20 protein-coding genes and 1 pseudogene are annotated in these 25,369 nt (G+C 72.9%); 10 read left to right on the top strand and 11 right to left on the bottom strand.

Translation table 11 applies throughout. The features are described from left to right. The first annotated feature begins 5 nt into the window (after positions 1-5). Both ACFWW8_RS34360 and ACFWW8_RS34355 read left to right on the top strand, forming a co-directional pair. A complete protein-coding gene (locus ACFWW8_RS34360) occupies positions 6-1,367 on the top strand; it encodes a DUF1996 domain-containing protein (protein ID WP_386535664.1) in 1,362 nt (453 codons plus the stop codon). A 166-nt stretch (positions 1,368-1,533) separates the two neighbouring features. After that, positions 1,534-2,352 (top strand): RNA polymerase sigma factor, encoded by an 819-nt coding sequence (locus ACFWW8_RS34355; protein WP_386535662.1) that lies wholly within the window; start codon positions 1,534-1,536, stop codon positions 2,350-2,352. A 92-nt stretch (positions 2,353-2,444) separates the two neighbouring features. Here the strand turns inward: ACFWW8_RS34355 and ACFWW8_RS34350 are convergent, their stop codons facing one another. Further along, entirely contained in the window at positions 2,445-3,797 is a 1,353-nt protein-coding gene (locus tag ACFWW8_RS34350; protein WP_386535659.1) for a PucR family transcriptional regulator, read from the bottom strand. Between the two features lie 565 nt (positions 3,798-4,362). On the opposite strand from ACFWW8_RS34350, the gene ACFWW8_RS34345 reads away from it, so the two are divergent. The 5 genes from ACFWW8_RS34345 to ACFWW8_RS34325 all read left to right on the top strand — a co-directional run bounded on the left by ACFWW8_RS34345 (position 4,363) and on the right by ACFWW8_RS34325 (position 10,451). Further along, a complete protein-coding gene (locus tag ACFWW8_RS34345; protein WP_386535657.1) occupies positions 4,363-5,277 on the top strand; it encodes a hypothetical protein in 915 nt (304 codons plus the stop codon). A 29-nt stretch (positions 5,278-5,306) separates the two neighbouring features. Continuing rightward, on the top strand, positions 5,307-6,722 hold the full coding sequence (locus ACFWW8_RS34340) for an NADH-ubiquinone oxidoreductase-F iron-sulfur binding region domain-containing protein (protein ID WP_386535654.1): 1,416 nt from the start codon (positions 5,307-5,309) through the stop codon (positions 6,720-6,722). A 97-nt stretch (positions 6,723-6,819) separates the two neighbouring features. Continuing rightward, complete coding sequence (locus ACFWW8_RS34335) at positions 6,820-7,929, top strand: SCO0930 family lipoprotein (protein WP_386535683.1); 1,110 nt, start codon at positions 6,820-6,822, stop codon at positions 7,927-7,929. A gap of 201 nt (positions 7,930-8,130) precedes the next feature. After that, positions 8,131-8,652 carry a hypothetical protein gene (locus ACFWW8_RS34330; protein ID WP_386535651.1) on the top strand — a complete coding sequence of 174 codons (522 nt, stop codon included), beginning with the start codon at positions 8,131-8,133 and terminating at the stop codon, positions 8,650-8,652. A 209-nt stretch (positions 8,653-8,861) separates the two neighbouring features. Next, positions 8,862-10,451 carry an alpha/beta fold hydrolase gene (locus ACFWW8_RS34325; protein WP_386535648.1) on the top strand — a complete coding sequence of 530 codons (1,590 nt, stop codon included), beginning with the start codon at positions 8,862-8,864 and terminating at the stop codon, positions 10,449-10,451. 50 nt (positions 10,452-10,501) lie between these two features. On the opposite strand, the gene ACFWW8_RS34320 is transcribed toward ACFWW8_RS34325, so the two are convergent. The 8 genes from ACFWW8_RS34320 to ACFWW8_RS34285 all read right to left on the bottom strand — a co-directional run bounded on the left by ACFWW8_RS34320 (position 10,502) and on the right by ACFWW8_RS34285 (position 20,924). Then, positions 10,502-10,954, bottom strand: a complete 453-nt coding sequence (locus ACFWW8_RS34320; RefSeq protein ID WP_386535645.1) for an SRPBCC family protein — start codon at positions 10,952-10,954, stop codon at positions 10,502-10,504. A gap of 221 nt (positions 10,955-11,175) precedes the next feature. Then, on the bottom strand, positions 11,176-11,589 hold the full coding sequence (locus tag ACFWW8_RS34315) for a PaaI family thioesterase (protein WP_383932176.1): 414 nt from the start codon (positions 11,587-11,589) through the stop codon (positions 11,176-11,178). A gap of 94 nt (positions 11,590-11,683) precedes the next feature. Next, positions 11,684-13,705 carry an FAD-dependent oxidoreductase gene (locus ACFWW8_RS34310; RefSeq protein ID WP_386535642.1) on the bottom strand — a complete coding sequence of 674 codons (2,022 nt, stop codon included), beginning with the start codon at positions 13,703-13,705 and terminating at the stop codon, positions 11,684-11,686. A 228-nt stretch (positions 13,706-13,933) separates the two neighbouring features. Further along, on the bottom strand, positions 13,934-16,957 hold the full coding sequence (locus ACFWW8_RS34305; protein WP_386535639.1) for an alpha-mannosidase: 3,024 nt from the start codon (positions 16,955-16,957) through the stop codon (positions 13,934-13,936). Positions 16,958-17,032: 75 nt separating this feature from the next. Continuing rightward, a complete protein-coding gene (locus ACFWW8_RS34300; RefSeq protein ID WP_386535636.1) occupies positions 17,033-17,908 on the bottom strand; it encodes a carbohydrate ABC transporter permease in 876 nt (291 codons plus the stop codon). Continuing rightward, entirely contained in the window at positions 17,905-18,780 is an 876-nt protein-coding gene (locus ACFWW8_RS34295; RefSeq protein WP_386535681.1) for a carbohydrate ABC transporter permease, read from the bottom strand. Before ACFWW8_RS34295 ends, ACFWW8_RS34300 begins: the two co-directional genes overlap by 4 nt. A 122-nt stretch (positions 18,781-18,902) precedes the next feature. Beyond that, a complete protein-coding gene (locus ACFWW8_RS34290; protein WP_386535633.1) occupies positions 18,903-20,237 on the bottom strand; it encodes an ABC transporter substrate-binding protein in 1,335 nt (444 codons plus the stop codon). Between the two features lie 321 nt (positions 20,238-20,558). Then, on the bottom strand, positions 20,559-20,924 hold the full coding sequence (locus tag ACFWW8_RS34285; protein ID WP_386535631.1) for a hypothetical protein: 366 nt from the start codon (positions 20,922-20,924) through the stop codon (positions 20,559-20,561). Between the two features lie 188 nt (positions 20,925-21,112). Between ACFWW8_RS34285 and ACFWW8_RS34280 the strand changes: the two genes are divergently transcribed. After that, positions 21,113-21,577: a universal stress protein gene (locus ACFWW8_RS34280; protein WP_386535629.1), complete on the top strand. Its 465-nt coding sequence runs from the start codon at positions 21,113-21,115 to the stop codon at positions 21,575-21,577. Between the two features lie 12 nt (positions 21,578-21,589). On the opposite strand, the gene ACFWW8_RS34275 is transcribed toward ACFWW8_RS34280, so the two are convergent. Both ACFWW8_RS34275 and ACFWW8_RS34270 read right to left on the bottom strand, forming a co-directional pair. After that, positions 21,590-22,528 (bottom strand): serine/threonine dehydratase, encoded by a 939-nt coding sequence (locus ACFWW8_RS34275; RefSeq protein ID WP_386535626.1) that lies wholly within the window; start codon positions 22,526-22,528, stop codon positions 21,590-21,592. A 14-nt stretch (positions 22,529-22,542) separates the two neighbouring features. Next, the gene (locus tag ACFWW8_RS34270) at positions 22,543-23,184 is read right to left on the bottom strand and encodes a TetR/AcrR family transcriptional regulator (protein ID WP_386535623.1); all 642 of its coding nucleotides are present in this window, start codon (positions 23,182-23,184) and stop codon (positions 22,543-22,545) included. Between the two features lie 193 nt (positions 23,185-23,377). Between ACFWW8_RS34270 and ACFWW8_RS34265 the strand changes: the two genes are divergently transcribed. Beyond that, complete coding sequence (locus tag ACFWW8_RS34265; RefSeq protein WP_386535620.1) at positions 23,378-25,066, top strand: ricin-type beta-trefoil lectin domain protein; 1,689 nt, start codon at positions 23,378-23,380, stop codon at positions 25,064-25,066. Positions 25,067-25,184: 118 nt separating this feature from the next. Beyond that, positions 25,185-25,369: pseudogene (locus ACFWW8_RS34260) on the top strand (hypothetical protein); the annotation flags it as partial.

The following is a 25,369-nucleotide window of genomic DNA, read 5'->3' as shown; positions in this document are numbered from 1 at the left end:
ATCACATGAGCCAAAAAGGCCATAAACGCCCCCGGATCTCGAACAAGCTCCTCGCCGTGGTCTCCGCTCTGGTATTGGGCGGTGGCGGAGTAGCCGTCATCGCGGGCAACGCCTCCGCCGGCCAGGACGACAACCGTGGGGGCAAGTCCGTCGCCACCATCGACTGCCCCGACGTGGGCGACAAGCTCACCGCGGTCCCCGAGCAGGCGAAGGCGCAGGTGGGCGAGAACCTCGCCGAGCTCGACGCCCAGGTGGCCGACGCCTACAAGCGGCTCGCCGCGGGCCAGGCCACGGGGGACGCCCTCCTCGGTGAGCTGCGCGACCAGCGCGGCAAGACCATCGAGAAGGTGGCCGGGGCGATCGGCGACAACGGCGCCCAGAAGCCCGAGGAACTGAAGGCGCTCAGCGGCTGCGAGATGAAGCAGGCCCCGGCCGACGCCAACCAGGCGGCCGACGCGAGCGCCGTCAAGAGCAGCGGCCAGAAGGGTGCCCCGGCCAAGAGCGACTTCGTCAACATCACCAAGGTACGGCCGAACGTGCGCACCCCCGCGGCCCAGTCCGGCGCCTCCAGAGGCTCCTTCAGCTCCAGTTGCGGGCGGAACGAGGAAAAGCACTTCAACCCGGACAACGTGATCGTCGCCCCCGGCGTCTCCAACGGCGCGCACCACATGCACGACTACGTGGGCAACAAGACCACCGACGCGTTCTCCACCAACAACAGCCTCGCCGCCTCCGGCACCACCTGCACCAACGGAGACCAGTCCACCTACTACTGGCCGGTCCTGCGGCTGCGCGACGGAAAGGCGGAGCGGGACGCCCAGGCTCCGGGAGGAGGCAAGGACGGCAACATCGGCACGATCCTGCAGCCGAAGCAGGTGACGATGACCTTCAAGGGCAGCCCGGTCGGCCAGGTCACGACCATGCCCCGGTTCCTGCGCATCATCACGGGTGACGCCAAGGCCTTCACCAACGGCACCGCCAACGCCAACGCCTCGTGGAGCTGCACCGGCTTCGAGAACCGTCAGCTGAAGGACAAGTACCCGGTCTGCCCCAAGGGCAGTGACGTGGTCCGCACCTTCACCTTCCAGAGCTGCTGGGACGGCAAGAACGCCGACAGCGCCAACCACCGCACCCACGTGGCCTTCCCGGACAAGGCGGGACGCTGCCCGAACGGCTTCACCGCCATCCCGCAGCTGGTGCAGCGGATCACGTACGGCGTCGCACCGGGTGCCCGGTTCGCGGTCGACAGCTTCCCCGAGCAGCTCCACAAGCCGGTGACCGACCACGGCGACTTCATCAACGTGATGTCGAACGGTCTGATGAACAAGGCGGTGAACTGCATCAACGGCGGTCGCGTCTGCCGCTGACACCCCGCGCCGCGCACCGCGCGGTCCCCTGCTCCCGGGCCGGGCGCCCCCCTCCTCCCCCACGATCGCGCCCGGTCCGGGATCGGTGTCGGTCCGGAGCCGACTCCGGGCCGGCACCGCCCCCGCGGCCCCCGGTCCCGCCGGGTCCCGACCTCCGAGGAGTGGCATGTCAGGCTCTCGTGACAGCGCGGCCGGCCCGCGGACCCCGGGCGGGGCCCCGCCCCCGCCCTCCGACGCGGAACTGACGCTGCTGCTGCGCCGCGGGTACGGCGCGGGCGAGGCGGACCCGGCGGTCTGCGCCCTGCTCTACCGGCGTCACCGGCGGGCCGCACTGGCGTACGCCCGTACCTGCTGCCGGTCTCCGCAGGATGCGGAGGACCTGGTGTCGGAGGCCTTCCTGCGGACCTTCCAGGCCGTCCGGGCCGGTGCGGGACCGCGGGGTCCGTGGCGCTCGTACCTGCTGTCCGTCGTCCGGCACACGGCCATCCAGTGGCGCGACGGCGCGGGCCGGACCCTGCTGACCTCCGACTTCGACACCTGGCGGCAGCCGGGTCCGGTCGGCGGGGACCCGCAGCAGCAGTGGGTGGCGGGCGAGGACCGCCGGCTCGTCGCCCGCTCGTTCGCCGGGCTGCCGGAGCGCTGGCGGACCGTACTGTGGCACACGCTCGTGGAAGGGATCTCCCCGCACCAGGTCGCCGCGCTGCTGGGCATCACGCCCAGCGCGGTGACCTCCTTGGCGTTCCGGGCCCGGGAGGGACTGCGGGAGGCGTTCCTGCGCGCCCATGTGGAGGCCGCCGCCGACGGCCGGTGCCGCCATTACGCCGGGCAGCTCGGCCCCGCCGTCCGCCGGGGCGGTGCGCACCTGTCCCGCGGGCTCGTCCGCCACCTGTCCGAGTGCGGCGGCTGCGCCCTGGCCTACGCGGAACTCCTGGACCTCAACGCGACGATGCGCGGGGCGGTGTCCGCCCCCCTCGCCGCACACTAAGGGCTGTCCCGTACGAAGGGCCCCGGCCCGGACCCCGCTGAGACGGGTCCGGGCCGGGGCCCTCCTGGTGCACGGGCCGGCGGCGCCGCGGGTCAGAGGCCGTTGACGCGGGCCATCCTCCCGACGGCCAGGGCCGGGAAGTCGGCGGTGACCACACGGGCCGCCCGGCGGCCCACCCGCGAGTGCTGGCGTCGCACCTGGGCCATCAACCGGCGGCTGCGCAGGGCCATTTCCAGCTCGAAGCGGGTGCGCGGGTCCCGCAGGCCGGTACCGAAGAGCTTCTCCAGCTGGCGCATGCGGTAGCGCACGGTCTGCGGGTGCACACTCAGTGCCTTCGCCGCCTCGGGGGCGCCGCCCCCCTCCAGCCAGGCGAGCAGCGTCACCTCCAGCCGCTCGCTCTGACGCGGGGTGAGGTCCGCGAGCGGTCGCAGCCAGCGGGCGGCGAGGGCGTGGGCCAGCGGCTCGTCCTGGAGGAGGAGCAGGGTGGAGAGGTGGTCGTCGACGAAGACGGGCCTGGCGTCCAGCCCTCCGCGGTTGGGGGTGAGGGCGAGCAGGCGGACCGCCCAGCGGAGCGAGGAGGCCGTGTCGCGCAGCGGTACGGCGTGGCCGACCGCGGCGAAGCGGCCGCGCAGGGGAACTTCCAGCGGGGCTCTGGTATCGGTGTCGGCGCTGGGGACGAGCAGGCAGGGGCGGCCGGCGAACATGCCGGCGAGCGTGTCGTCCAGTACGGCGGCGAGCTGCTGGGCGTCGCCGGGAGCGGCGAGCGCCACGGCGCGCACGGCGGCCGGGAGGGGCCAGCCGGCCGCTTCGGCGAGCTCGCCCAGGGAACTCTCGGACGCCTGCCGGTCGTCGGTGAGGGCCTTGAAGAGTTCCTGGCGCGCCCCGTCGGGCACGGTGGCCGGCTCCGGCCGGTCGCCGCGCGGATCCCCGTGGCCGCCGCCGGTTCCGTGCCCGCCGCCGGGTCCGTCCTCGCGGCTGTGTTCTCGGGAACGGTCAGGGGTGTGCGCGCGGGCGTGTTCCAGAACGGTCCGCCGGCCGTCGTGTCGGTCCTCCTCCGCGCCCCTCTCCTTGTCCTGGTCCTTCGCCCTGTACTTCTCCCTGCCGTCCTCCTTCACCTCCGCGATCCGCGGTCGTACCTGCGACGGCACCTTGGACAGGCGCGGCACTTCGGGCCGCGCCTGCGGGTGGGTCGGGGAGGGGGACTGGGCATGTGTCTGGGGCTGGGCGTCGCGATAGCCGAGGGCGTTCAGCAGCGCCTCCTCCACGCACTGTCTGAGCAGTTCGTCGTCGAGGGCATCGTTGTCATAGACAAGAGTGGAAAGTCCCGGAATTCCATGCAGAAGCTCCTCCACTATCTCGGCAGCCAGCGTGGGAAGTTCCCTGCGCAGGACGCGGGTCCACTCGCCTCTTGGGCGGGACCAGATGCGGTTCAGAAGTTCGCACATCGTTTTCCTCGTTCGTGCCGGGGTGAGGCCTGCCCGGAGTGCGGCAAGCCCGCCGAGGTTGACTCCTTGTCAACAGTGGGGTCTGACATGGAGACTTGAGGCCCTCGTACTCCCTCCTAGAGGGGTCCGGCCATCTGCGGTCCCGCAACTTTGCCGTGTCTTTACCGACGAGTACGCGTAGATGGCGGGCGGTGCGGGGGCCTGTCACAACCTCCGCTGGAGGGGAATCTTCCGGTGTTGTTCGATGCCCCGGAGACGCGGTGCGAGAAATTATCACGTTTCGATAAATCCCGTGGTGACGCCTGACCGCTCCACGATGCTTCTGCACTCCGGCCCCTAGCTCCCTCGGCCGGCGCAGGAGTTCACAGCGCTGCCGGGCACTACCGACCACGACCCCCGGGTGCCGAGCGCCGGTGGAGTGCTCGGCACCCAGGCGCACAGGAGATACTGGATGCCCCTGTCCCAGCCCCACATGCCACGCTCGCACAGAGCCCGCTCCCGGAGCCGCCACGCCGCGGCGACGGCTCCGGCCGCCGGCAGGCGGGCCGTTCGGCGACCCTCCCTCTTGCCCGCGTCCGGACGGTTGCGGCCCGGTGTGGTCGCCGCCGCCGGCGCGGCCGTCGTCACCCTCGTCATCGCCGCCCGTGCGGGCGCGCTGACCCAGCTGTGGGACTTCCTCGACTTCGGGGCGGGCGTCCTCTCGCTCGTCTCGCTCACCTCCACCGTCCTGTGGGGGCTCGTGGCCACCGACCGCACCCTGCTCGGGTCGGGCCACCGGCTGATCGCCCAGGGCGTGCACCGGGGCCTGGCCGTGTCCGGGCTGAGCTTTCTGGCCCTGCACATCTGGGTCAAGGTCGCCGAGTCGCAGACCACCGCCACGGCGGCCGCCCTTCCCTTCACCGACGTGGACCAGCCGGTGCTCATCGGCCTCGGCACCCTGGCCGGCTACCTGTTCGTGTCCGTGGCCGTGTCCGGCGCGCTGCGCAGCGTTTTCGCCACCAAGAGCCGCTCGCTGTGGTGGCGGGTCCTGCACTTCGGTGCCTACCCCGCCTGGGGAGCCTCCCTGGTCCACGGGCTGAAGTCCGGCCGCTCGGCCAGCGGATGGGTGACGGTGGCCTACGCCCTGTGCCTGATCGGCGTCGCCGCCCTCGTCGCCGTGCGCGTCAAGGCCCGCATGGACGGCACGGGTTTCCGGCCGCCTGCTCAGCCGGGCATCGCGCCCACGCGGCTGGGGCAGGCCTCGTTCGCACGGACCCGTCCGGAGCGCGGCGGTGACGGGCCGCCCCCGCAGCCCGCCCCGCCGCCGCCCCGGCCCGAGAACCCCCCGTACGTCGCGGCGAACCCGGCGTACGCCGCGGCGAACCCGCCGTACGCCGCCGCGAACCCGCCGTACGCCGCCACCGTTTACATCCCGAACCAGGCCTCCGGAGCGCAGGACGTTCCGGCCGAGCGCCTCGCCACCCGCGAGCGGTGGCTGTGAATGGCGGTCCGCGCCCCAGCCTCGGCTGCGTGGGCGCTCCCCGGCTGCTGGCCGGACTCGACCAGGTTCCCCGGCTCGACCGGGTCGCGCACCTGACGACCCACGGTTCGCTCCCCCTCTACCGGCCGGACGAGCTCGTCGAACTCGCCGACAACATCGACCTGCGCGGGCGCGGCGGGGCGGCCTTCCCCTTCCACCGGAAGCTGCGCGCCGTGATGCGCTCGGCCCGGGGCCGCGACGGCCGGACCGCGGTCGTCGTCAACGGGAGCGAGGGGGAGCCGAGTTGCCTCAAGGACAAGGCCCTGCTGCTGCACGCCCCGCACCTGGTCATCGACGGAGCCCTGCTGGCGGCCGCGGCGCTCGACGCCGAGGACGTGGTGGTCGCCGTCACCCGGGACGACGTGGAGCAGTCGGTGCGGGAGGCCATCGCGGAGCGCGGCCCGTCCGGCCGCCGACTACGCGTGGGACGGCTTCCCGAACGCTTCGTCACGGGCGAGGGCACCGCGATGATCAGCGGGTTGAACGGCGGTCCGACCCTTCCCTCCGGACAGAAGGTACGGACCAGCGAGCGGGGACTGGGCGGCGTGCCCACCCTGCTGTCGAACACCGAGACCTTCGCCCAGCTGGCCCTCGCCGCGCGGATCGGGGCGCTGGACTTCCGGGCGGTCGGGCTACCGTCGGAGCCCGGCACCATCATGCTGACCGTCGCGGGGGCCACGGTCGTCGAAGTACCGGCCGGGACCTCGATGGCGTACGTCCTGGAGCTGTGCGGCACCTCCCCCGGCCAGGGCGTGCTCGTCGGCGGCTACCACGGCAAGTGGCTGGACCCCGGATCCGCGCGTACCGCCGAGATCTCCCGGGAGTCCCTGGAGTCCCTCGGCGCGAGACTGGGCGCGGGAGCGGTGCTCCCGCTGCCCGAGGACACCTGCCCGATGGGCGAGGTGGCCCGGGTCACCCGCTGGATGGCGAACGAGACGGCGGGCCAGTGCGGCCCCTGCGTACGGGGACTGCCCGCCCTGGCCGACGTACTGGACGAGGCCCTGCGGGGCGGCGGCAGGACGGCGCTGGAGATGCTGGAGGCCCGGATGGCGGGCGTCATGAAGCGCGGTGCGTGCAGCCATCCGGACGGCACCTCGCGCTTCGTCGCCTCGGCCCTCTCCGCGTTCCCCGACGAGTTCCGCGACCACGCCCTCGGCAGCGGGTGCGGGAGGCGGGTCCTGGGGGCGCTGCCGCTGCCTGAAGACGAGAGTCCCGAACGGCTCGTCGTGGACTGGACGCTGTGCAAGGGGCACGGGCTGTGCGTGGACATCCTCCCCGACGTGGTGCGGCTCGACGCGGACGGCTATCCCGCCGAGGCCTCCATGGCCGTGCCGGGCCGGCTCCGGACGAAGGCGCTGCGCGCCGTACGGCGCTGCCCGGCGCTCGCCCTGCGCATCCTGGAATGACGCCGTGAACGGCCGTGCCCCGCTGACGAGTTCAATGTTGGCGCGATCTGACAAATTCCGTGGGATGTGGACTTCCGCCGGTTCGGGCCCCGTATCAATGAGCGAAGGCACGCGAACACGGAACCGAATTGAAGGAGAGATCGTGAACACAAGGCGTCGTGGAGTAATCGCCGGATCGGCGGTAGCGGTACTACTGCTGACCGCAGGATGCGGAGCCGCCGACACGTCCTCCGGAAATGCGAGTGCGGTACAGCCGGCGGGCTCCGGTAAACAGCTCGGATCGACCTATGATTCGAATGGCGGTTACGGGGCCGAAATGGAGGCCGGAGCGGGCGCGGGCGCCGGCTACGGCAGCGTCACCCCCGACGCGGCCGGCGCGGCCGCCAAGGCCGGTCCGGCCGGGGAGCTCAAGCTGCGGGACGTCCCGGGGCTCGGCTCCGCGGTCACCGACGGTGAGGGCTGGACGCTCTACCGCTTCGACAAGGACACGCCGAAGCCGCCCAAGTCGAACTGCGAGGGCGACTGCGCCAAGGTCTGGCCCGCGGTGGCGGCGGACGACGCGAAGGCCGGGGCGGGCATCGACGCGGGCCTGCTCGGATCGGTCGCCCGCGCCGACGGCACCCGGCAGCTGACGCTCGCGGGGTGGCCCGTGTACCGCTATGCGAAGGACACCAAGCCCGGGGACACGCTCGGTGAGGGCGTCGGCGGCACCTGGCACGTCCTGGGGGCCGACGGCAAGCCGGCCGCGGCGGGCGGGAAGGGGGAGGGACAGGGATCGGGGACCGGCGCCGCCCCGGCCCCCGCCCCGGCGCCGGAGGCGTCCGAGGAGAAGCAGGAGGAAGCCGCGATCGAGCTTTCCGCCCGCGCCAATGCCGTATTGGGCACCATCGTCGCCGACGCGGAAGGGCGGACGCTCTATCGCTTCGACAAGGACAGCGCGTGGCCGATGAAAATCGGCTGCGTCGGCGCATGCCTGGACACCTGGAAGCCCGCCAAGCCGGTCGACAAGACGAAGGTCAAGGGAATCGCCGCCGAATTGATCGGGACGGTGAAAAGGCCCGACGGGAGCGAGCAGTTGACGATCGACTGCTGGCCGGTCTATTCGTTCACCGGAGACAAGGAAGCCGGTGACATCACCGGGCACAACAAGCAGGGCCTCTGGTTCGCCGTGACCGAGAAGGGCAAGAAGGCCAAGGCCGTGAGCTAGGCCGCACCCCCCTCGGACACCGCAGCATCTCCGAGCGGCCTGGGCAGGTTGGACGACAGCACCCAGGCCGTCGCTCGCGGGCCGGGCCCGACCCGAAAGGGCGGTCCGGGCGATCCCGCGCCCCGTACTCGCGGTGTCCCGGGCGACCTCCCCGCGCCCGGGACACCGCGGCCGTTCTTCCGACCAGCCGATGAGGTACCGATGCCGAGGACCGAACCGCAGCGTGACGACATCCGACCGTGCAGGATCCACCGGATCCGGCGGATCCGGCGGCCGCGGCACGCACTCGCGGCCCTCGCCGCGGTCTGCGCCACGCTGCTGAGCGCCGGCTGCTCCGGGGCCTCCGCCGCGCACCCCGCGGCGGGCCACGGTTCGGCCCACCCGGCGAAGGCCGGGTCCGCGTCCGGCGCCCCCTCCCCCGGCACGCCCTCCACCACGATCGAGGAGATCGCCGCCGCCATCGGATGCGCGGCCGAAGTGAGCGTGCAGGCCGAGGAGTTGCGGCAGGGCGGCTGCGAGAGCACGCAGGGCCCCTACCGCATCGCCACGTTCGCCGCCGAGCAGGGCCTGCGCTCCTGGCTGACCGAGGCCCAGGCGTACGGCGGCCTGTACCTGGTCGGCGACCGGTGGGTGGTCACCGCGCAGTCCGCGGAAGCCCTGGGCGGCCTGCGCGGCCGGATCGGCGGCTCCCTGGAGAACGGCGCCGATCACACGGGCCACTGACGCACCGCACCGCGGCGTCGGCGCGAGGCCTTCCACGCCCGGCGGCCCCGCGCAACGAACGTGGCGTGTCGGCCAGTTGTCCGGATTTCAGCTCATTCATGAGGTGCACAGGGACCGGCCCTTCGGGATGATTCGGCCGCACGCTCGTATGCAACAAGGTGGACGGGTAAGCGAATTCGCTGAAATTCACCGACCCTAAGGAACGGCCCGTGCGCTTGAAACGCCTCGCACCGCTGCTCACCACCGCCGGTCTGATCGCGACCGCCCTGCCGCTGCTGGGCGCGACCCAGGCGTCCGCCGCCCCGGAGGCTGCGTACCTGAAGCAGAAGCCCGCCTGGAGCCGCTGCGCGGAGGACCAGCCGGCCTCGTTCGAGTGCGCCACGCTGAAGGTCCCGCTCGACTACCGGCGTCCTGAGGGCCGCACGATCGACCTGGCGATATCCCGGATGAAGACCGGGAACCCCGCGGAGCGGCACGGCGTCATGCTGTTCAACCCCGGCGGGCCGGGCGGCAGCGGGCTCCACGACCCGCTGATGATGAACGAGATGATGCCTAAGGACGTACGGGACAGGTACGACCTCATCGGCTTCGACCCGCGCGGCGTCGGCCGGAGCAGCCCGATCACCTGCGGACTCACCCCGGCCGAGGAAGCCATCGACCGGCCGTACCGGCCCGAGACGTACGCGGCGGACGTGGACTGGGCCCGTACCGTCGCGGAGAAGTGCCGCGAGAAGTCCGGCGACGTGATCCCGTACATCACCACCCGCAACACGGCGCGCGACATGGACACGATCCGCGCGGTGCTCGGCGAGCGGAAGATCTCGTACGTGGGCTACTCGTACGGGACCTACCTCGGCGCGGTGTACTCGCAGATGTTCCCGCAGCGTACCGACCGCTTCGTACTGGACAGCGGTGTGGACCCGCAGCGCATCTGGCGCGGCATGATCCAGGTGTGGGCGACCGAGGCCGAGCCCGCGTACGACCGGTGGACCCGATGGGCGGCCGAGCGCTCGGACCAGTACGGGCTCGGCACGACGCCCGAGGCGGTGTCGGAGACGTTCTGGGGGCTGGTGGAGCGCGCGGACCGGGAACCGATCGACTACTTCGGCACGAAGCTCACGGGCGTCGACATCCGGGCGGCGCGAGCCGTCTTCTTCTATCCCTCGCAGGCTTCGGCCATCGTCAAACAGATCAAGGCCGCGGCCGAGGGCACCCTCCCGCCGGGGGGCGAGGCCGCGCCGGACCTGGGCAAGCTGATCTCCGCCGGCCGGGCCGCCGACCCGCAGCCGGTCGCGGACAACGGCACGGCCGTCCTGTGGTCGGTCCTGTGCGGGGACACGGGCGCCTGGCCCCGCTACACCGAGCAGTACGCGAGGGACGCGGCGAAGGACAAGGCGAAGTACCCGCTGTACGGGGACATGGCGTCCAACATCAAGCCGTGTGCCTTCTGGGACCGGCCGGTCGAGTCGGCCACGCCGATGACCAAGCGGGCCGACGTGCTGACGGTGCAGAACGAGTGGGATTCACAGACCCCGCTCACCAGCGGCCAGGGCCTGCACCGCGCGCTCAAGGGCTCGCGGATGGTCCTGGCGGCCGGCGGTGAGGGCCACGCCGTGTACCTCATCGACCCCGCGTCCTGCGTCAACCCCGTGGTCAACGGCTACCTGACCACGGGCCGGCTGCCCGCCCGGGACGTGACCTGCCAGCGCCCGCCGGCCGACCCCGGGCAGCGGCTCTCGCGGAACCCGTCGAAGCAGGCGCCGTTCCCGGCCGGACCCGGGCGGTTCCTGACCCCCTGACCGGTCGGCACGGCCGCGGCACCCCTCCCGACACGGGGCGCACGGGCTCTTCAGGAGGCGAGGGAGGATTCGGCCGCCGCCTTGATGCGGCGGCCGAAGTCCGGGGCGTCCTTGCGGGCCGCGCTCACGGCCAGGCCGACGAGCAGCTTGCCGATCCCGTGGCCCTCCAGGGTGTTGAAGATCCGGACCCGGGTGCGGTCGCCGGGGAGGGCTTCGAGGTCGTAGCCGCCGGACGCGGTGACCAGGTTCCTGGTCTGCTCCGTCCAGCGGATCAGGCCGGGCGGCTCGTACGCGGTGATGCGGAACTCGCGTCCGGTCTTCATCCCCGCGTCCTTGACCGTGCTGCGGAAGACCGTGCCGACGGCGGTCGGACCGTCGGGCGTCTTGGTGATCTCCTGCACCCGCGGGCTGAACTCCGGGTCGTGGCGCCCGTCGGCGAGGTAGGCGAAGACCGCCTCCATCGGCCGGTCGATCTCCACGCTCGCCTCGAACTGTCCGGACATGTCGACTCCTCGTGCGACCCGGTGCGGTCCGCGGCGCGATCCGCGATGGGGTCCACGATCGCAGAGGTGCGGCTCGGGCGCGCGCCAAAAGGCCCGACAGCGGGCTCTCCCGCGCCTCGCGCAACACAGCGGCGAAGTCCATGCGCAGCACGTCGGGGACGGGTCCTGCTCGCAGGCCGCGAGCACGGCGGCGGAGGGGCCGCACCCGGACGGCCCCGGTCTCAGCCGAGCAGGGCGTAGACCGTGGAGGCCGTCGCGGCCGGCTCGTCGGCGCCTTCGGGGGTCATGGTGACGTCGGCGAAGGCCATCCGCCGGCCGAGCTTGGTGACCCGTACGCGGATCAGCACGTCCACGCCGACCACCGGCCGCTGGAAGCTGGTCGACTGCTGGACGGTGGTCATCGGCCCGTACTCCCCGCGCGCGGCGGACAGGGCGATGACCGTGGCCGTGTCGGCGGCCGCCATCAGGGCCTGCCCGCAGAGGCCGCCGCCGTCCCGGGCCAGGGTGTCGGACCAGGGCAGCCGCAGCACGGCGTGCCGCTCCCCGGTCTCCTGGACGGTCAGGCCGAGGGAGAGCACCCAGGGGGCGAAGTGGTCGGCGAGGATCTTCTCTGCGTCTGCCGGTGTCAGCGTCACCAGGGGATTGTGGCGGCCGCGACCCGGTCGCCACAACACCCTGGAGCGCAAAGGACCATCGCCGGGAAGATCTCCCGTCGGCGGGGCTCCCGGCTCAGAGGCCGGCGGCCAGCTCCGTGCCCTGGCGGATGGCCCGCTTGGCGTCCAGCTCGGCGGCCACGTCGGCGCCGCCGATCAGGTGCGCCTCGATGCCCGCCTCGCGCAGCGCCTCCCACAGGTCGCGCCGCGGCTCCTGGCCGGTGCACAGGACCACGGTGTCGGCGGGTACGAGGCGCTGCTCGCCGCCCACCGTGATGTGCAGGCCCTCGTCGTCGATGCGGTCGTAGGAGGCTCCGGCGACGGAGACGACCCCGCGGTGCTTGAGCTCCGCGCGGTGGATCCAGCCGGTGGTGGTGCCCAGGCCCGCGCCGACCTTGGTGGTCTTGCGCTGGAGCAGGTGCACCCGGCGCGGCGGGGCCGGCCGCTCGGGGGCGGTGAGCCCGCCGGGTCCGGCGTACGAGGTGTCCACGCCCCAGTGCCGGAAGTACACGGCGGGGTCCTGGGAGGCGCCTTCGCCGCTGTCGGTGAGGAACTCCGCGACGTCGAAGCCGATGCCGCCGGCCCCGACCACCGCCACGCGCTCGCCGACCGGGGCGCCGTCGCGCAGCACGTCGAGGTAGCTGACGACGCTGGGGTGGTCCACGCCCTCGATGTCGGGGGTGCGGGGGGAGACCCCGGTGGCGACCACCACCTCGTCGAAGCCTTCGAGCGTCCCCACGTCGGCGCGGGTGTTCAGGCGGACCTCCACCCCGCTCTCCACGAGCTGGGTGCCGAAGTAGCGGATGGTCTCCTCGAACTCCTCCTTGCCCGGGATGCGGCGGGCGACGTCGAGCTGGCCGCCGATGTGCCCGGAGGCCTCGAAGAGGGTGACGGCATGGCCGCGGCCGGCGGCGGAGACGGCGCAGGCCAGCCCGGCGGGGCCGGCGCCGACGACGGCGACGCTCTTCTTCAGCCGGGTGGGCGCGAGGACCAGTTCGGTCTCGTGGCAGGCGCGCGGGTTGACCAGGCAGCTGGTGATCTTGCCGCTGAAGGTGTGGTCCAGGCAGGCCTGATTGCAGCCGATGCAGGTGTTGATGGTCTCGGCGCGGCCGGCCGCGGCCTTGGCGACGAAGTCGGCGTCGGCGAGGAAGGGCCGGGCCATGGAGACCAGGTCGGCGCGCCCGTCGGCGAGCAGCTCCTCGGCGATCTCGGGGGTGTTGATGCGGTTGCTGGTGACGAGCGGGACGCTCACCGCGCCCATCAGCCGCTTCGTGACCCAGGTGTACGCGCCGCGCGGGACGGAGGTGGCGATGGTGGGGATGCGGGCCTCGTGCCAGCCGATGCCGGTGTTGATGATGGTGGCGCCGGCGGCCTCGACCTCCTTGGCGAGGCGGACGACCTCGTCGAGGGTGGAGCCGCCCGGGATCAGGTCCAGCATGGAGAGGCGGTAGACGATGATGAAGTCGTCGCCGACGGCCGCGCGGGTGCGCCGGACGATCTCCAGCGGGAAGCGGACGCGGTTCTCGTAGGCGCCGCCCCAGCGGTCGGTGCGGCGGTTGGTCGCGGCCGCGATGAACTCGTTGACGAGGTAGCCCTCGGAGCCCATGACCTCGACGCCGTCGTAGCCGGCGAGCTTCGCCAGGCGGGCGGCTCGGACGAAGTCCTCGACCGTGCGCTCGACCTCGATGTCGGTGAGCTCGTTCGGGACGAACGGGCTGATCGGAGCCTGGAGCGGGCTGGGGGCGACCAGGTCCTCGTGGTAGGCGTAGCGGCCGAAGTGGAGGATCTGCATCGCGATCTTCCCGCCCTCGGCGTGCACGGCCTCGGTGATGACCCGGTGCTCGGCCGCCTCCTCCTCGGTGGTGAGGCGGGAGCCGCCCTCGAAGGGGCGGCCGGCGTCGTTGGGGGCGATGCCGCCGGTGACGATCAGGCCGACCCCGCCGCGGGCGCGTTCGGCGTAGAAGGCGGCGAGGCGTTCGAAGCCGCCCTCGTGCTCCTCCAGGCCGGTGTGCATGGAGCCCATGACCACGCGGTTCGCCAGCGTGGTGAAACCGAGGTCCAGGGGGCTCAACAGGTGCGGGTACCGGCTCTGCGACATGGGGGCGCCTCCTCGCGCGGGGGTGATGACCCTGTTCTAGCGAGCCGGCGCAGGTTTTGCAACTAGGTGCATAACCGAATGCGGACGTTCCCCCTGGCCCGGACCCGCAACCACGGGCCGGGGGCGGGGTCCCCTGTGGCGCAGTTCACGGCCGCGGCGCTGCCGGGACGGGCCGTACTGCTGCCGGGACGGCCTCCCCCCGGGGCCGCCCGCGGCGCCGTGCCCCCGTCAGGCGCGGCGCAGCCGGACCGTGACGATCTGGAACGGGCGCAACGTCAGCGGAACCGCGCCGGCCGGCGTGGCCGGTCCGACCGCCGTGCCCTCCAGCGGCCGCTCCAGCAGGTCGCTCTCGACCGCCTCCGCGATCGGGAAGCCGGCCGCGAGGGTGGCCGCGGCCCGGCCGCCCCGGGACTCGTACAGGCGGACGATCACGTCGCCGCCGCGGTCCTCGGCGAGCTTGACCGACGCGACGACCACCGCGTCCTCGTCCACGGCCACCAGGGGCGCGACGGGGCCGGCGCCGGTCACGGTGCGCTCGGGCAGGTTCAGTGCGTGGCCCTCGCGGACCGCGTCGGCGATGCCGGCCCCCGGCGCCAGCGAGAAGCACAGGGTGTGGGAGCCCTGGTCGGTCTCCGGGTCCGGGTAGCGCGGCGCCCGCAGCAGGGAGAGCCGCACGGTGGTGGTCTGGCCGCCGTCGGGCCGTACGTCGCGGGTGACGTCGTGTCCGTACGTGGAGTCGTTGAGCAGCGCCGCGCCCCAGCCGGGTTCCGCCAGGTGGATCCAGCGGTGGGCGCAGATCTCGAACTGGGCAGCCTCCCAGGAGGTATTGGTGTGGGTGGCCCGGTAGACGTGCCCGAACTGCGTCTCGGAGGCCGACCGTTCGGCCTTCACGTCCAGCGGGAAGGCCGCCTTCAGGAGCTTCTCCGTCTCGTGCCACTCCACGACCGTGACGATGTCCACCGTCTTGGCACCGGAGCGCAGCGTCACCGACTGGACCACCGAGGAGGAACCGAAGGAACGGGTGACGCGGACGGTGGCGGATGCCGGGCCGTCCCGGGTGACCTCCAGGGCGTCCAGGTCCACGAGGTCGGTGACGTTGTTGCGGTAGAACGCGTCGATGTCCCAGGCGTCCCACATGTTCGGGAAGTCGGGGTGGATCTGGAGCAGGTTGGCCGCCGCGCCCGGTGCGACGGACTCCCGGCCGGCTTCCAGGTCGTAGGCCGACACGATCAGGCCACGGCCGTCGACCTCCACCCGCAGCCGCCCGTTGGCCAGGACGTGTCCGCCGCCGCGCCGCTCCTCCGCCGTGACCGGCTCGCCGGCTCCGGCGGGGAGTCCGGCGCCGCCCGCGGGGACGCCGCGCCGGGCGTGCGGGGCGCAGTTGAAGACCAGCTCCCGGTCGCCCTCCCCCGCCAGCGCGCTCTGCGCGGCGCGGGTGATCCCCCGGAGCTCCTCCCCCAGCGCCGCGTACGTGGCGCGCGCCTCGCGGTGCACCCAGGCGATGGAGGACCCGGGCAGGATGTCGTGGAACTGGTGCAGGAGCACCGTCTTCCAGATCCGCTCCAGATCCTCGTACGGGTAGGCGTACCCGGGATCCCGCACCGCGGCCGTGGCCGCCCACAGCTCGGCCTCGCGCAGCAGGGACTCGCCGCGGCGGTTGCCCTGCTTGGTCTTGGCCTGGGAGGTGTAGGTGCCGCGGTGGAGCTCCAGGTAGAGCTCGCCGGCCCAGACGGGGGCGTCCCCGTACTCGGCGCGCGCCTTCTCGAAGAACGCGTCGGGGCGCTCGATCTCGACCCGCGGGGACCCCTCCAGGTCCCGCTGGCGCCGGGCGCGGGCGAGGTGCTCGCGCGTGGGGCCGCCGCCGCCGTCGCCCCAGCCGAAGGGCACGAGCGAGCGCGAACCCCGGCCCTTTTCGCGGTAGTTGCGGGCCGCGTGGGCCAGCTGGGCGCCGCTCAGGTCGGAGTTGTAGGTGTCGACGGGCGGGAAGTGCGTGAAGACGCGGCTGCCGTCGATGCCCTCCCACCGGAAGGTGTGGTGCGGGAACTTGTTGACCTGGGACCAGGAGATCTTCTGGGTCAGGAACGACGTGCAGCCGGAGAGCCTGACGATCTGCGGCATGGCGGCCGTGTAGCCGAAGGAGTCGGGGAGCCACACGGTGTGCGGGTCGATGCCGAACTCGTCGAGGAAGAACCTCTTGCCGTAGAGGAACTGCCGGGCCATGGCCTCGCCGCCCACCATGTTCGTGTCGGACTCGACCCACATCCCGCCGACCGGCACGAACCGGCCGTCCGCGACCTTCTTCTTGATCCGCTCGAACAGCTCCGGCCGGTAGGTCTTGATCCAGTCGAGCTGCTGCGCCTGCGACATCGCGAACACGAACTCGGGGTGCTCGTCCATCAGCGCGACCACGTTGGACGCGGTACGGGCGACCTTGCGCACCGTCTCGCGCAGCGGCCACAGCCAGGCGGAGTCGATGTGGGCGTGGCCCACGGCGCTGATCCGGTGCGCGGAGGCGTGGGCGGGCGCGGCCAGCACCGCGGCGAGGTGCGCACGGGCCGGGGCGGCCGAGCCGGGTACGTCCCCGAGGTCCACGGCGTCGAGGGCGGCGTCGAGGGCGCGCAGGATCGCGTACCGCCGGGCGTCGCCCGTGCCGAGCTGCGTCATGAGGTCGTAGAGCACCTCCAGGTCCTGGACCAGCTCCCAGACCTCGGTCTCGAAGACGGTCAGGTCCATCCGGGCGAGCCGGTAGAGCGGCCGGTCGGCGCTGGTCTGCCGGTCGCCCTCGTACGTGGCGGTGTGGTCGACGAGGACGGGGTTGGAGGCGGCCTCGACGTACCACTCGACCCGCTCGCCGCCCTCGGCCCGGTCGGCGACGCGCACCCAGTCGTTGTGGGGGTTGAGCCCCTTGACCTCGGCTCCGTCGGCCCGGTGGACCAGGCCCTCGCACTGGAATCCCGGCATCATCCGGTCGAAGCCCAGGTCGAGGACGGCCTCCACCGTCCGGCCCGCCCACTCGGCCGGTACGGTGCCGGTGACCTTGAACCAGGTGGTGCCCCAGGCGGGACCCCAGGCGTCGCCGACCGCGCAGGGCCCGTAGGCGGCCGCCAGTCCCTCGGCGACGGGGACGGGCTCGCCGGGGGCATCCCAGCGCTCGACGGCCAGCGGGACCGGGCGGCTGTGGACGGCGGGCTTGATGCGCTCCGTGAGGACCCGGCGGAGGCGGTGTTCGGTGATGCTGCGGTCATCGTGCATGACGGCTGCTCCAGGGAGGCGGGTGCGTACGGAGGACGGGACGGGGTGGATGAGGCGGGAGCGGCGGGCGGCGGATCAGATCTTGACCGCGCCGTCGCCCACCCCCTTGAAGAAGAAGCGCTGGAGGGCGAAGAAGAGCAGCATCATCGGGATCAGCGCTGCCATCGCACCGGCGGCGATGAGCCGCTGGTCGTTCACCGTGGTGGCGCCCGCCAGCGTCTTCAGCCCCAGTTGCAGGGTGTAGTGGTCGCTGTCGGTGAGGACGAGCAGGGGCCACAGGAAGTCGTCCCAGGCGCCCATGAAGCTGGTCAGACAGACGACCGCCAGAGCGCCCTTGGCGGAGGGCAGGAAGACCCGGGTGAAGCGGGTCCACTCGGTGGCGCCGTCCAGCACCGCGGCCTCCTCCACCTCCTTGGGCAACGCCAGGAAGGCCGCCCGCATGACCATGATGTTGAGGACGGACACGGCTCCGGGGAGCCACACGCCGATGAGGGTGTCGACCAGGCCCATGTCGCGGACCGTGAGGAACATCGAGATCATCACGGACTCGAACGGGAACATCAGGGTCGCCACGAGCACCGTGAACACCGCCGTGCGGCCCCTCCACGCGGCTCGGGACAGGGCATACCCGCCCATCGCCGCGAACAGCGCGTTCGAGGTGACGGCCAGGGCCGCGACGACGAGGGTGTTGCCCGCGTACTGCAGGAGCGGGAAGGACTCGGCGACCCGCACGTAGTTGTCGAGGGTGGGACGCGAGGGCAGCACCCCGTCGTACACGTTCTCGGTACGGCCGCGGATCGAGGTCAGGAACTGCCAGACGATCGGCCCGAGCATGACGGCCAGCACCAGCAGCAGCGTCGCGTACCGGCCGGTGCGGCCGGTCCACCGGCGCCGGCGGTCGGCGCGGGCGCGCCGGGGCTCCCCGCTGCCGGGAGGGGACGGTGCGCTCACGTGTCGTCCCCCTTGGACAGGCGGCGGCCCAGCAGGCTGAAGACCAGGGTCAGGAGGAACAGCAGGATGGACAGGGCGGAGGCGTAGCCCGTCTCCCCGGCGAAGCCGAGGCCGACCTGCCGGATGAGGAAGGGCAGGGTGCGGGCGCCGCCGCCGGGGCCGCCGCTCTCGCCCCCGAGGATGTAGATCTCGGTGAAGACGCGGAGCGCGGAGATGGCGGAGAGGGTGCCCACCAGCAGCATCATCGGTTTCACCTGGGGGACGGTGATGCTGAGGAAGCGGCGTACGGCGCCGGCGCCGTCGAGCGCGGCCGCCTCGTGGAGCGAGGCGGGGACGTTCCCGAGGGCCGCGAGGTAGAAGACCATGTAGTAGCCGAGGCCCTTCCACACCGTCACGATCATCGCGGAGACGAGCAGCATGGTGCTGTCGGTCAGGAACGGGACCGGCTCGGAGACGAGGGACAGCTTCAGGAAGACGGTGTTGACCAGGCCGTCGCTGCGCAGTATCCACTGCCAGATCAGGCCGACGACCACGGCCGAGGCGATCACCGGGGTGTAGAAGGCGGACCGGAAGACGCCGATGCCGGGGATCTCGGTCTGTACGAGGACGGCGAGGGCCAGCGGCAGGAAGACCAGGCACGGCACGACGACCACGAGGTACAGCACGCTGTTGCCGGCCGCGACCCAGAAGTCGGGATCGGCGAACGCGCGGGTGTAGTTGGCGAAGCCGACGAAGGTGCCGCCGCGCAGGATGCGGGCGTCCGTGAAGGAGAGGACGACGGTGTTGACGAAGGGCCAGAGGCTGAAGAGGCAGACCATCGCCAGGCCGGGCGCGAGGAACAGGTACGGGGTCCACCACGAGCGGTGCACCAGCCCCGTGTCGGCCTCCCCCGCCGCCTTCCCGCGCCTGCCCCGCCGGGCCCCGTCCGGGCGGGCGGCGCACGTCCCGCGCTCCGCCCCGGGTGCGGCTTCCGGTCCCGCCTCCCCCGCCGCGGTCATCCGGCGGTCGCGTCGGCGAGCAGCCGGTTCGCTTCCTCCTGGGCCTTGCGCACCGCCGACCGGGCGTCCTGTTCGCCCGTGATGGCCCGCTGCACCTGCCGTACGACGGCGTCGCCGACCTGGCTGGTCCACTGGACGGGGGTGTTGGCGTCGAGAGCGGCGCTCTTCAGCTGTTCGGCGCCGACCGCGCGGGCGACGGTCTCCGCGTCCTTCCCGTCGCCCCGGTCGGAGAAGAGCGGGTCGGCGAGGCCCCGGGCGTTGGACGGGTAGATGGTGGCCTTCCTGGAGAACTCCACCTGGTTGGGCCCGTTGGTGACCCATGCGGCGAACGCGGCCGCCGCGTCGAGGTGGGCGGTGTCCTTCCTGATGCCGAGCGACTGGGCGTAGATGCCGATGTGGCCGAGCGTTCCGGTGACGGCTCCGGCGACCTCGGTGTGCGCGTAGACCTGCGGGGCGTTCTGCTTGACGTCCTTGACGAAGCCCGGGGAGCCGGGGCCGAAGACCAGCTTGCCGGCGCCGTACAGCTGGTTGACGTCGGCGGACGTGAGCAGGGACTCCCTGGGCATGGCGCCCTTGGCGTAGAGGTCTTTCATGCGCTCCACCCACGCGACGGCGCGGTCGGTGTCGAAGGTGAACCGGTCCCGCTCCTCGTTCAGGATCGGCACGCCCATCTTCTGCCAGTCCCCGGGCAGCCGGCCCTTGGGATCGGCCATGAAGGCGGCGTACCGTCCCCCGGAGCCGGCGGCGATCCGCTCGGCGTAGTCGAAGAACTGCTCGACGCTCGTGGGCGGCTCGGAGGGGTCCAGGCCGGACCGTTCGAAGAGCTCCCGGTTGTAGGTGAGGATCTCCGGGGTCACGTACCAGGGGTAGGCGTACACGGCGTCGCCCTTGCCGGGGAGTTTGAACTGCTCCCAGGCGCCGGGCACGTAGTCCCCGGCCAGTGCCCCGTCGAGCCTGGCGACGTCGGCGAGCATGCCCCGGTCCCCGAGGAGTTGGAAGGAGTCGGTGGAGAGGTTGACCACGTCGGGCAGGGCGCCGGCCTGGGCGTCGGCGACGAGCTTCTCGTTGTATCCGTCGCCGGGGACGTCCTCCCACGTGACCTCGACGTCGGGGTACTTGTCCTCGAAGGCGTCGATCACTCCCTGCACGTAGGACGTGAACACGGGCTTCAGCTGGAGGGTGCGGAACCGGATGTCGCCCGACACCCGTCCCGTCCGCTCCGCCTCGTCCACTTCCCCCGTCCCACCGCTCAGACCGCACGCGGACGTCGACAGGAGCACGCCGGCCACGAGCGTGGCGACAGCGGTACGGGTCGGGTTCGATCGCGTCATCGTCGCCGCCTTCACAGAAGTCCGGCTCCTGCGCCGGAGGGCGGTGACCACGGTCGTCCGGAAGCGGGATCGCGTCAACGAGACGGATGGCCCGATGGCCGGTGGCCTCCGGGTCGCCCTTTCGACGAAAGGGCGCCGAGCCCCCTTCCGCGTTCCTCTCCGCCTCCCTCTCGAACTGGGCTGATGCGCCGGGGTACGAGGACGTCCGCGCAGGGCGCCGACAGAGCGCCGGCACCTGCCGGGCCCGCACGTTTTGACTCCTTGTCGACGGTTGTCCTCCGCGGGCACTCGTGCGCTTGGCCCGCGCGGCGAACGACGGCCCTACTTCATGGGGTACTGGACCTTCTCGGCGAGCGTGCCGTCCTTGAAGCAGAACCGGAACACCGTCTCCGTACCGCCCACCGGGTCGCCGTCGGACAGGTACCACGAGCACGTGTTGCCCGTCGGCTCGGCGGGACCGCCGTCCTTGAGGCCGGACTTGATGAACGTCTCACCCGACGGGAGCCGGTCGCGCACCTCCTGCTCCGGCCGGCCGACCTCGGCCTCCGCGTACACCTTCGGGTCGAGCAGGGTCTTGTCCGCGGCGTCCAGGACCTTCGAGGCCCCGAAGACGAGGGCCGCGATGAGGCCGATGCCCACCACCGCCGCTATGCCGCACCCGATCAGACAACCCTTGCGCTGAGCCACGCCGTTCCTCCATGCCGTGCCGCGTCCGGTGCCGTTCACCGGGACGCTCCGACCCTCGCAGGGGGCAGAGGCCGCGCACCGTCCTCGAAAGTCGTCGGCCCGCACGACGATCGTCGTTCGGGGCCGCCCCCCCTCCCGTGTATACAGGGAGAGACAGGGATCATCCGGACGGATCGAGAGGAAGCACCATGAGCGAGCCCGCCCTGCCGCTGATCGTCGTCGGCGTGGACGGTTCGAAGCACTCGAAGGAGGCCCTGCGCTGGGCGGTCCGCCAGGCCAAGGCCACCGACGCCCGGGTGCACGCCGTCATGAGCTGGGAGTGGAACACCAACCCGTTCGGGGTGGCCCCGGACGTGGCCCGGGCGGAACTGGTCACCGCCGAGGAGGCCGCCCGCCTCAAGCTGGCCGACACGGTGGCGGAGGCCGTGGGCACGTCTCCCGGCGTGCCCGTCTTCCGCCGGGTCGAGCACGGCGCTCCGGCCCGGGTGCTGGTGGACGCCTCCGCGGAGGCCGAGCTGACCGTCGTCGGCAGCCGCGGCTACGGCGGCATCAAGGGCGCGCTGCTCGGCTCGGTGAGCCAGCAGGTGGTCCAGTACGCCGACAGCACCGTGGTCGTGGTGCGCGCGGACGCCCCGGGCACGCCCGCCGGCTGACGGGGCCCCACCTCACGCGCCGGGGGTCACCAGGTCCCCCGGATCGGTGTTGGCCCCGCAGAGGATGACCGCGACCCGCTCGCCCGGCGGTTCCGTGGCGCCCCGGAGCGCCGCCACGGCGGTGGCCGCGGCCGCCTCGACCACGAGGCGGTGCTCCTCCCAGAGGAAGCGCCGGGCGGCGGTGATCGCCGCGTCCGGGACGAGGACCGACCGCACGTTCCCGTGGCGGGCGGCCGCGAGCGCGTCCGCCGACACCCGGGTGGCCCCGAGGGAGTCGGCGGCGACCGAGTCGACCTCGACGTCCATGGGCCGGCCCGCGGCCAGGGCAGCGTTCAGCGCCCGGCAGTTCTCCGGCTCCGCGGCGATCACCCGTACGCCGTGCTCGCGCGCGGCGGTGGCCACTCCGGCGAACAGTCCGCCGCCGCCGACCGCGACGACCACGGTGTCCAGTCCGGGCAGCGCGGTCCGGATCTCGTCGAGCAGCGTTCCGGCGCCGGCCGCGATGAGCGGGTGGTCGTAGGCGTGGCTGCTCAGGGCGCCGCTCTCGGCGGCGAACTCCCGGCAGGCTTCGAGGGCCTGCGCGTACCGGTCGCCGACCAGCCGCACCTCGGCCCCGTAGCCGCGCAGCCGCTCCACCTTCACGCGCGGGGCGTTGGCGGGCAGGAACACGGTGGCGGGCACGGCCTGGGCGCGGGCCGCCCAGGCGCAGGCGAGGCCCGCGTTGCCACCGGAGGCGATGGTGACGCCGGCGGCCGGGAGGGTGCCGGCCCGGTGGTGGGCGGCGAGGAAGTTGCGGGCGCCGCGGGCCTTGAAGGAGCCGGTGTGCTGGAGGTGCTCCAGCGCGTACCAGACCCCGTCGGCGGCCGGGGCCACGGCGACGGGCCGTATGCCGCCGGCGATCCGGTCGGCGGCGGCGCGTACGGCCGCGTAGTCGAGCTGCTGCTGGTGCATGGGAGGTCTCCCCGTCAGGAGGTGGGCCGGGCGGCGTCGATGAGCTGGCGCAGGGCGCCGTGGTAGACCTCGTGGTCCGTCAGGGGCGGCAGCACGTCGGCCAGTCCGCCGGACAGCACCGGGAACTCCTGCGGGTCCAGCGCGGCCAGGGCCGCGCGGGAGGCGGCGGTGGCCCCCTCCGGGTCGCGGTGGTCCACGAAGGCGGCGCTGCCCAGCGTGAGCAGGTACATGCGGCGGTACGCGGTCATCGCCTCGGCGGGCGTCATGCCCGCGGCCACGCTGTCGGCGAGGGCGGGCTCGACGAGCCGGGCGAGGAGCTGCCGCCCGAGCCAGGGCCGGCCTCCGCGCAGCACCAGCAGCCCTGGGTGGGCGACGAGCAGCCGGTAGAACGCGCGGAAGCGCTCCTCGGTGGCCTGCGCCCAGTCCGTGCCGGCGGGGACGTCGGGCAGCTGGGCGGCCAGGTGCTCGGTGCACAGGTCCAGCAGCCCGGCCAGGTCGGTACAACGACGCTGGACGGTGGCGTGCGAGACGCCCAGCCGTTCGGCGAGCGCGCGGAAACTGAGGCCCTCGGGCCCGTGCTCGTCGAGGACGCGCAGGGCGGCGACGGCGATCACCGCGGGGGTCGCGCGGTCCAGGGCCATGGATCGTCTCGGCATAAGATACACCGTAACATACGGCGTATCTGTCCTTTCGGCACACCTCCTTCACTCCTTCGCGTGAAGCCGACTGCGGCCATATTGCTGGTCATTGTGCGATGACCGTCGACATGCGTTGACAGTGGGTAGCCGCGCCGCTGCACTGGGCGCACGACAGCCCCACGTCCACGACAGCCCCACGTCTGGAGTCTCCGTGCCGCCTCGCCTGCGTGCGACGCTCCCCTGCCTGACAGCGGCCGCCCTGCTCGCCCTCGCACTCGCCCCCGCCCCCGCGGCGGCCGAGCCGACGGCGACCTCGGACACCCCGCTCGCGCTCACCCCGCCCATGGGCTGGAACAACTGGGCGCACTACATGTGCGACATCGACGAGGCCACGGTGGTCGCGAACGCGGACGCCCTGGTGTCCACCGGCCTCGCCGCCAAGGGCTACGACACGGTCACCGTCGACGACTGCTGGATGACCCGGAGCCGCGACGCGCAGGGTGCGCTGGTCGTCGACACGGAGAAGTTCCCGCACGGCATGGCCTGGCTCGGCGAGTACCTGCACGCCAAGGGCCTGAAGTTCGGCATCTACCAGGACGCCGGCTCCCTCACCTGCGAGAAGTACCCCGGAAGCGGCTCCCCCCAGGGCGGTGGCGCGGACCACTACGCCGAGGACGCGCGGCAGTTCGCCTCCTGGAAGGTCGACTACGTCAAGATGGACGGCTGCAACCTCTGGGTGCCGCCGGGGACGACGAAGGAGCAGGCCTACCGCGACGCCTACAACGCCGTCGCGAAGGGGCTGCGCGAGAGCGGCCGCGACATGGTGCTGTCGGCCTCCGCGCCCGCCTACTTCCAGCAGGGCGAGTGGGGCGGCGCCGACTGGCACCGGGTGCTCGGGTGGGTCGGCGAGACCGGCCAGCTGTGGCGCGAGGGCCGCGACATCCAGGTGTACAAGCCGGCCGCGCCCGCCACCTCCCGGTGGGGCTCGGTGATGGGCAACTACGGCTACAACCGCTGGCTGGGCCGGTACGCCGGTCCCGGCAACTGGAACGACCCCGACTTCCTGATCGCGGGCGCACCGGGGCTCACCGCGGCCGAGGGCCGCAGCCAGGTCGCCCTCTGGGCCATGATGGCGGCCCCGTTCATCCTGTCCTCGCAGGTGTCCGAGCTGACGCCCGAGGGCCTCGCCGCGCTCGGGAACACCGACCTCATCGAGCTGGACCAGGACCCGCTGGGCCGTCAGGGCGCGGTCGTCTCCTCCAACTCCACCTTCGAGATCCTGACGCGGGACCTCGCCAACGGCGACCGCGCGGTGGCCGTCCTCAACCGCTCGGGCAGTGCCAGGGACATCCGTGTGCCGCTCGACGAGGTCGGCCTGTCCGGCTGCAGCGCCGACGCGAAGGACCTGTGGAGCGGTGAGCGCCGGAACGTGCCGGACGCGCTGACCGGGCGGTTGGACGCGCACGACACCGCGGTGTGGCGGCTCACCCCGCGCGGCTGCGCCGGGGCGGTCCCGACGGGACAGGTCGTCGGCGGCGGCGCCAAGTGCACCGACGGCGCCAGCACCACCGGCGTCGGCGCGGTGGTCATGGCCGCCTGCACCGGCGCCCCCGACCAGCGGTGGACGGTGGGCCGCGACAGCACCCTGCGGCTGGCCGGCAAGTGCCTGACTGCGGGCGGGGACGGGCTGGTGGAACTGGCCGCCTGCGCGCCCCGGCAGTCGCGGGAGCCCGGGCAGGAGTGGACGCACGACCGCTCCGGAACCCTGACCGACGCGGCGAGCGGCCTGTGCCTGACGGCCCCCGCCGCGCCGGCGACCCCGGACGCCCCCGCCGAGCGGCTGCGCCTGGAGGCCTGCGGCGATCACCGGGTCGACCAGGCCTGGGCCCTGCCGGTCTGATCGCGCACGGCCCGGAGGCCCGGCCGCGAGGCCGGATCTCCGGGTCGGACGGACCGCCGGCCGCCTGGCAGGACGGACAACCGGCCGTCGGGCCGGACGAGCAGCGGAGGACCCGAGGATGGCCGAGCGGATGAACCAGCCGACGACGAACCCGACGCCACCCGGCGGAAGGCGGCCGGCGCTGCCCCGCCCGGTCGCCCTCGCCGCGCTCCCGGCGGCGCTGCTGACCCTGCTGTGCGCGGGGGCCGCGCCCGGGGCGGCCGCCCCGGGCGCCGGCCCGCCCGCGCGGGCCGACGCACGCGC

The organism is Streptomyces sp. NPDC058701, from assembly GCF_042715295.1.
GTDB lineage: Bacteria > Actinomycetota > Actinomycetes > Streptomycetales > Streptomycetaceae > Streptomyces.
The sequence above is the reverse complement of the archived record's forward strand: the minus strand, read 5'-3'. Positions and strand labels throughout refer to the sequence as shown.

Bases quoted from the DNA above. Each gene is read 5' to 3' on its own strand.
- ACFWW8_RS34360 (WP_386535664.1), top strand. From the start codon at position 6: ATGAGCCAAAAAGGCCATAAACGCCCCCGGATCTCGAACAAGCTCCTC.
- ACFWW8_RS34355 (WP_386535662.1), top strand. From the start codon at position 1,534: ATGTCAGGCTCTCGTGACAGCGCGGCCGGCCCGCGGACCCCGGGCGGG.
- ACFWW8_RS34350 (WP_386535659.1), bottom strand. From the start codon at position 3,797: ATGTGCGAACTTCTGAACCGCATCTGGTCCCGCCCAAGAGGCGAGTGG.
- ACFWW8_RS34335 (WP_386535683.1), top strand. From the start codon at position 6,820: ATGAGCGAAGGCACGCGAACACGGAACCGAATTGAAGGAGAGATCGTG.
- ACFWW8_RS34330 (WP_386535651.1), top strand. From the start codon at position 8,131: ATGCCGAGGACCGAACCGCAGCGTGACGACATCCGACCGTGCAGGATC.
- ACFWW8_RS34320 (WP_386535645.1), bottom strand. From the start codon at position 10,954: ATGTCCGGACAGTTCGAGGCGAGCGTGGAGATCGACCGGCCGATGGAG.
- ACFWW8_RS34310 (WP_386535642.1), bottom strand. From the start codon at position 13,705: ATGTCGCAGAGCCGGTACCCGCACCTGTTGAGCCCCCTGGACCTCGGT.
- ACFWW8_RS34305 (WP_386535639.1), bottom strand. From the start codon at position 16,957: ATGCACGATGACCGCAGCATCACCGAACACCGCCTCCGCCGGGTCCTC.
- ACFWW8_RS34290 (WP_386535633.1), bottom strand. From the start codon at position 20,237: ATGACGCGATCGAACCCGACCCGTACCGCTGTCGCCACGCTCGTGGCC.
- ACFWW8_RS34280 (WP_386535629.1), top strand. From the start codon at position 21,113: ATGAGCGAGCCCGCCCTGCCGCTGATCGTCGTCGGCGTGGACGGTTCG.
- ACFWW8_RS34275 (WP_386535626.1), bottom strand. From the start codon at position 22,528: ATGCACCAGCAGCAGCTCGACTACGCGGCCGTACGCGCCGCCGCCGAC.
- ACFWW8_RS34270 (WP_386535623.1), bottom strand. From the start codon at position 23,184: ATGCCGAGACGATCCATGGCCCTGGACCGCGCGACCCCCGCGGTGATC.